The sequence below is a fragment of the Psychromonas ossibalaenae ATCC BAA-1528 genome, from assembly GCF_000381745.1.
In the GTDB taxonomy this organism is placed as follows: domain Bacteria; phylum Pseudomonadota; class Gammaproteobacteria; order Enterobacterales; family Psychromonadaceae; genus Psychromonas; species Psychromonas ossibalaenae.
Genome location: NZ_KB906997.1, coordinates 50,325 through 56,478, shown reverse-complemented (window position 1 = coordinate 56,478; position 6,154 = coordinate 50,325). Strand labels below are relative to the sequence as shown.

5 protein-coding genes and 1 pseudogene are annotated in these 6,154 nt (G+C 45.3%); 3 read left to right on the top strand and 3 right to left on the bottom strand.

Annotation, left to right across the window (positions count from 1 at the left end; genetic code table 11):
• Positions 1 to 639 precede the first annotated feature (639 nt).
• The 3 genes and pseudogenes from G327_RS24830 to G327_RS0115015 all read right to left on the bottom strand — a co-directional run.
• Positions 640 to 1,977, bottom strand: a pseudogene (locus tag G327_RS24830) (N-acetylmuramoyl-L-alanine amidase); the annotation flags it as partial.
• Positions 1,974 to 2,432, bottom strand: a complete 459-nt coding sequence (gene tsaE, locus G327_RS0115020) for a tRNA (adenosine(37)-N6)-threonylcarbamoyltransferase complex ATPase subunit type 1 TsaE (RefSeq protein ID WP_019615621.1) — start codon at positions 2,430 to 2,432, stop codon at positions 1,974 to 1,976. The pseudogene G327_RS24830 and the gene tsaE, both read right to left, overlap by 4 nt.
• Positions 2,432 to 3,934 (bottom strand): NAD(P)H-hydrate dehydratase, encoded by a 1,503-nt coding sequence (locus G327_RS0115015; RefSeq protein WP_019615620.1) that lies wholly within the window; start codon positions 3,932 to 3,934, stop codon positions 2,432 to 2,434. Before G327_RS0115015 ends, tsaE begins: the two co-directional genes overlap by 1 nt.
• Before the next feature lie 24 nt (positions 3,935 to 3,958).
• Here G327_RS0115015 and queG point away from each other — a divergent pair, with 24 nt between their 5' ends.
• From queG to G327_RS0115000, 3 genes are all read left to right on the top strand, one after another.
• Complete coding sequence (queG, locus tag G327_RS0115010; protein WP_019615619.1) at positions 3,959 to 5,143, top strand: tRNA epoxyqueuosine(34) reductase QueG; 1,185 nt, start codon at positions 3,959 to 3,961, stop codon at positions 5,141 to 5,143.
• 141 nt (positions 5,144 to 5,284) lie between these two features.
• Positions 5,285 to 5,614, top strand: coding sequence for an antibiotic biosynthesis monooxygenase family protein (locus G327_RS0115005; RefSeq protein ID WP_019615618.1), 330 nt, complete (start codon positions 5,285 to 5,287; stop codon positions 5,612 to 5,614).
• A gap of 119 nt (positions 5,615 to 5,733) precedes the next feature.
• Positions 5,734 to 6,135: a DUF2750 domain-containing protein gene (locus G327_RS0115000; RefSeq protein ID WP_019615617.1), complete on the top strand. Its 402-nt coding sequence runs from the start codon at positions 5,734 to 5,736 to the stop codon at positions 6,133 to 6,135.
• The last annotated feature ends 19 nt before the right edge of the window (positions 6,136 to 6,154 follow it).

The window sequence follows — 6,154 nt, the reverse complement described above, 5'->3', positions numbered from 1 at the left end:
CGGTTTGCTGACCACGACCTTGGGAGCCGCTTGTGCCGTCTGCACTGCAGAGCCTGGTATTTTTATTTTCTGGCCGATACGCAGAGAAGTAGAACGGAGCTTATTATAGCTTTTCAGCTCTCTGCTGCTGCTGCCGTATTTTGCCGCAATAACCGATAACGATTCACCGCTTCTTACCTTATGCACAATCGGTTTGCTGACCACGACTTTGGGAGCGGCTTGTGCCGTCTGCACTGCAGAGCCTGGTATTTTTATTTTCTGGCCGATGCGCAGAGAAGTAGAACGGAGCTTATTATAGCTTTTCAGCTCACTAGTTGTGCTGCCGTATTTTGAGGCAATCACCGATAAAGACTCGCCGCTTTTTACTCGATGAACACGTTCTGGCTGAGAGACAACAGAGCGTGAATTAGCCGTCTGCGTTGTAACAACATAACCGCCGGGGATCTTAATTTTCTGGCCGACCGCCAGAGACGTGCTGCGCAGATTATTAAAAGATTTTAATGCGCTCGCGCTGCTGCCATATTGAGAGGCGATCACCGATAGTGACTCCCCTCTTTTGACTTTATGAATTTGCGCTTCCTGCTTAACGGCCGTTGCCTGACGAGCGGGCTCATGCTTGACCACCAGCTGATAGTCCGGCGGAATATTTAATACCTGACCGGTACGCAGAGAGCTTGATCTAAGGTTGTTATATTCTTTTAACTGCTTAGAACTCACACTGTAACGTTGTGATAAAACAGATAAAGATTCGCCGCTGCGGACGGTATGTTTAATGGCACGTTTTTTCTGAGCAAACATAGTATCGTGCAGCGGTGAGCGGGTAAAATGTTTATAAATACCTTTAAATACCGCATTGGCAATTTTATCCTGATGGTCAGCCTGATTTAACAGGCGTTCTTCACTGCGGTTGGTAATAAATCCAGCTTCCACCAGTATTGAAGGAATATCCGGCGATTTTAAAACAGCCAGGCTGGCATGCACGGGTTTTTTCTTATGCAGCTTAGTAACCTTCTTTAACTCCTTAACAACCAGATCCCCGACTTTATAACCGACATCCATGGATTTATCCATGGACATATCCAGCACCATTTTCTGAAAATAAGGCATATTGCTGGAGTCCTGCATCATATCCCCGGTGCCGCCGATCAGCTCAGAACGGGCTTCGTGGTTTTCCATCCAGCGCCCCTGTTCGGTTGTCGCCCGACGTTTCGATAAGACCCATACGGATGCGCCGCGCGGCTGGCTGGAGGTAAAACCATCGGCATGAATTGAAACCAGAAAGTCTGCTTTACCTTTTCGTGCGATGCTGGAGCGTTTATTGAGATTAACAAAATAATCACCGGTACGAATCAAAAATGCACTCATACCTTTCTGTGCATTTATTTTCTTTTGTAAACGCCTTGCGATCTGCAAAGTGATCTTTTTCTCGTAGGTATATTTTCCTAATGCGCCGGGATCATCTCCACCATGACCGGCATCAATGGCAACAATAACATCTCGTCCGGCGGGAGTTGAACTAATTTGCGGTTTAGGCTTAGTAGCTGGTTTACTCAGTCCACTATGCGGCAGATCTACCACTAAACGATGCCCGTAAGGTTTTGCAGGCGGCAGTGAGAATATTTTGGCTTTACTGGCTTTATTTAAATCAACCACTAAACGGTATGTACCTGCTTTGCCGCTGGCGCTTTCCCGTAACCCTTTAACTAAAGGGCCGTCATTCACGATTTTCTTTAAATTAACCTTTGTTGAGGTTGATTTAAGGTCGATAACCAGGCGGTCAGGATGTTTTAAATAGTGAGTTTCATAATTTGGTTTATTAGTCAGATCTAATACAACACGCGTATTATCCGGAGAAGGCCATGCCCGCACTCCTTTTAACTGGTTGCTCTGGGCAGCTAAAGCAAGCGAGAAAAGCCCAGATACACACAAAACAGATACAAATAGCGAACGGATAAACAGTCGTGTTGTTAATTTCATAATTTATTTAAAACTCGTAAACCAGCTTCTGAGTTTGCCTGAAGCTCAATAACCCGCTGCTCCCCCACATAAGAGAGAGTCAGATCAATATCAGGAGGAGGTAATACCCCCTCCCCACGCTCAGGCCACTCAACTAAACAATGGCTGGTATCAGAAAAATAATCACGAATCCCCATGAACTCTAGTTCTTCAGGATCGCCCAGTCGATACAAATCAAAATGATAAACTTGCCATTCTGCCAGTTCATAGGGCTCTACCAAAGTATAAGTCGGGCTTTTTACATTACCTTTATGTCCTAATCCCTGGATAAAACCACGTGTTAACGTCGTTTTCCCTGCCCCTAAATCCCCATGTAAATAGATACAAACAGGTGATTCACAGGCGCCGCTTAAACGGCTGCCGAAAGCGACGGTCTGCTCGGCATCAGCTAACTTTTCTTTAAACAAATCAAACATTATGGATTTACTAATTTCCTAATATACGGGAACAGATCGCTTGCTAATAAACCACGTTCATCCTGCTTGACGGCTAAGTCGGCAGCTAAACCATGAATATTTACGGCAAGTGCGGCCACGTGCAGCGGATCTATCCCTTGTGCTAATAAGCCTCCGATAATACCAGAAAGCACGTCCCCCATGCCACCACTTGCCATGCCCGGATTGCCGACATTTGCTATATAGATTTGCTTTCCGTCACAAATTAACGTGCCGGCGCCTTTTAAAATCACAATTCCGCCAAAACTACGTTGTAAACTACGCACTGCACTAAATCTATCATTTTCAACTTTAGTAATCGAGCAGCCCAGTAAACGGGCGGCTTCTCCCGGGTGCGGCGTTAATATCCAGTTGTCTTTCCAGGCTGGTTTACTAACCAGTAAATTTAAAGCATCTGCGTCAACCACTGTTGCTAAATCACTGGCCAGAACATAGTTAAATAAATTCTCTGCCCACTCGTCTTTACCCAGCCCTGGACCAATCACCAAATTAGTTGCCCAGTCTCGAATTGTACTGTCATCCATTTTATCCAGATGAAAAGCTTCAACCATCAGCTCCGGACGCCCGGCAGTCACCGTTAACTGATTTTCAGGTCGAGTTAAGACTTTAACTAATCCAGAGCCGGTACGTAAAGCGGCTTCGCCGGCCAGCCGAACCGCTCCCGGCATGCCGGTATTACCGCCTAGCACTAATGTTCGGCCAAAAAAACCTTTATGGCTGATACGACTGCGCTTCACTAACAAGTCACTGAAATCATCATATAACACACGTGAGACTGTGCTTTCACATATAGATTCAAACTCTTTAGTGATGCCCAGTCCGGAAAAATAGATTTCTCCACAGTTCTCAGGTGCACAACCGGTAAATAACCCCTGCTTTAATCCAACAAAGCTAACCGTAATATCCGCCTTAACTGCAACATCACTCACCGCACCACTGTCAGCATTTAAACCAGAGGGAATATCAACACTTAAAACCGCTTTACCGGCCTGATTTATTTTGTAAATCAGGCGTTGATATTCAGCGCGTACCGGCCCCAGCAGTCCGGTCCCTAACAATGCATCAACAATAACATCGGCGCCTTCAAAATCTGCATGCTCAATGCCGTCAATAGTACCTTGGGCTATAGACCATGCATTTCTCGCCCGGGCTGCGTCACCTTTTAAATCAACAGGTTCCCCCATCTGACAGAGCTGTACATCTAATCCGGCGTCCTTGGCTGCAGCTGCAAAAATATAACCGTCACCACCGTTATTACCTTTACCCGATAAAACTAATACCCGCCCGGCATCTGGAAAGTGCTGTTTAAATACTTGCCAGCAGGCCTGTCCGGCACGTTCCATTAATGTATATAATTCGGTTCCGGCTAACTCGGCAGCCTGCCCCTCAAAATCCTGGATCTGCTGAGCACGGTATAAAGAATGTGGTAAACTGTCCTTCGTTTTTATCTGATCAGAAAGCATTGTTTTATCCTATTGAGAGTTCAAATGACAAGTCCTGTAAATTCATCAAAAAGTCCAGCTGTTACAACCAACACTAAAATTGAGCTGCTTGATTTATCAGCACTCTCTGAAAATATCAAACTGTGGGGAAAAGAACTAGGTTTTCAGGAAGTGGGCATCACAGATATAGATCTAAAGCAGCATGAAAGCAAATTACAGCAGTGGTTAGATAACAGCTATCACGGTGAAATGGATTATATGGAAAAGCACGGTATGAAACGCGCTCGTCCAGATGAACTGCACCCCGGCACATTACGGGTCATTTCGGTGCGCATGGATTATTTACCTGACAATGCTCAGTTTGCACGTACCTTAAAAGATAAAAATAACGCCTATATCAGCCGTTATGCACTAGGCCGTGATTATCACAAAGTCTTACGCAAAAGACTCAAACAGTTAGGACAAAAAATCGAGCAGCAGGTCGGCAGTCTTGGCTACCGGCCGTTTGTTGACAGCGCACCAGTATTAGAACGCCCGCTGGCAGAGAAAGCCGGCCTCGGATGGGTAGGTAAACACTCACTGTTAATTGATGCCAAAGCGGGATCCTGGTTTTTTATCGGCGAGTTAATGGTCGATTTACCGCTGCCCGTTGATAAACCGGTGGAAAACAGATGCGGGCAGTGCGTCGCCTGTTTAAAAATCTGTCCAACAGATGCGATTGTTGCACCTTACATTGTTGACGGGCGCCGCTGTATCTCTTACCTCACCATCGAACTTCAGGGCCCGATCCCGGCTGAGTTTAGAAAAGCGATCGGCAACCGTATATACGGCTGTGATGACTGTCAGTTAATCTGCCCGTGGAATCGTTTTGCAGATACCACTCAGGAAGCCGATTACCAGGTCCGTCAGCAGCTGCACAAACAGCCGTTATTAGATCTTTTTAACTGGACTGAAGCGCAGTTTTTAACTAATACCGAAGGCTCGCCTATCCGCCGTATCGGTTATCAGCGCTGGCTGCGTAATATTGCCGTTGCCTTAGGCAATGCCCCCACCAGTGAAGCACTTGTTACAGCTTTAAATGCCAAGCTGATAAACAGCGAATCCGAGTTATTAAACGAACATATTGAATGGGCGTTAACCCAGCATAAAGAACAGATTCCGCTTGTTAATGAACGTCTTAAACAGCGCTTAATTAAAGCAGTTGAAAAAGGGTTACCCAGAGATGCATAATTGCAGTAACGGCTGCATCAATCAGCGGAAAATAAGGTCATTTAATTGCTTTATAGCGCGGTAGTTACTTGACATAAAGGCCTTTGTCGAAAAAACTTAAAGTATCTGATAAGTATCTGCTAAACGCAGTTTGGAGGTTTTATGATCGCCGTACTTTTTCGCTGGGAAATTAAACCGGGATGTGAGCAGTCTTTTAAAGAAGGCTGGTCTGAGATTATCCACCGTAACATTGAAAAATATGGAGCACTTGGCTCTCGTTTGCATAAGACACATGACAATCAATGGTTATCCTACAGTCAGTGGATTAGTGAAGAGCATTTCCTGCAGTCACGTAACCTGCAGGACAGACATGAAGAGGCGCGGGCTAAAATGATCCGCGCCATCAGTAAAGCTTATGAACCAATAGTCATGGTGCCGATGCTTGATCATTTAATAGCAAGCGAGACTACGCAGCTGCAGTTACTACCGTAATCCCCTCGATTATCACAGCGGTTGTCCGCAATCGCTGTTTTTTGCAATAATTACAGACCTGCCTCTTTATTTCGATTATCCTTAGCCCTTATTCCCATACTCTAGCAACAGGAAAACCTATGAGTCAGCAATTAGACGAGCAGCAGATAAAAAAAATTCAAAAATATGATGCCCAGCAGCGTTACTCATACCTGCTTAAAGAAGTCGTTAAAAATTCACAAATCTGGTTGTTAGTTGATGAGCATGGCTGTGTCATGCTTAACACCGAAGATGAAGACTGTGTGCCAGTCTGGCCGAATCAGGAGTTTGCGGAGGCCTGGGCTACAGAAGAATGGTCGCACTGTAAAGCCGAAGCCATTTCCCTGCAGAAGTGGTTTGACCGCTGGACACACGGTTTAGAAGACGATGAGCTGGCATTAGTAGTTTTCCCGGACCAGAACAGTGAAGGTTTAATTTTCTTCCCGGATGAATTTGATTTTGAACTGCGCCAGCAGGTAAAAAAAATCAAACATAAAAAATAAACCGCATAAATGTGCTGAA

Coding starts and splice junctions, on each gene's coding strand:
- queG (WP_019615619.1), top strand. CDS start 3,959: ATGACAAGTCCTGTAAATTCATCAAAAAGTCCAGCTGTTACAACCAAC.
- G327_RS0115015 (WP_019615620.1), bottom strand. CDS start 3,934: ATGCTTTCTGATCAGATAAAAACGAAGGACAGTTTACCACATTCTTTA.
- tsaE (WP_019615621.1), bottom strand. CDS start 2,432: ATGTTTGATTTGTTTAAAGAAAAGTTAGCTGATGCCGAGCAGACCGTC.
- G327_RS0115005 (WP_019615618.1), top strand. CDS start 5,285: ATGATCGCCGTACTTTTTCGCTGGGAAATTAAACCGGGATGTGAGCAG.
- G327_RS0115000 (WP_019615617.1), top strand. CDS start 5,734: ATGAGTCAGCAATTAGACGAGCAGCAGATAAAAAAAATTCAAAAATAT.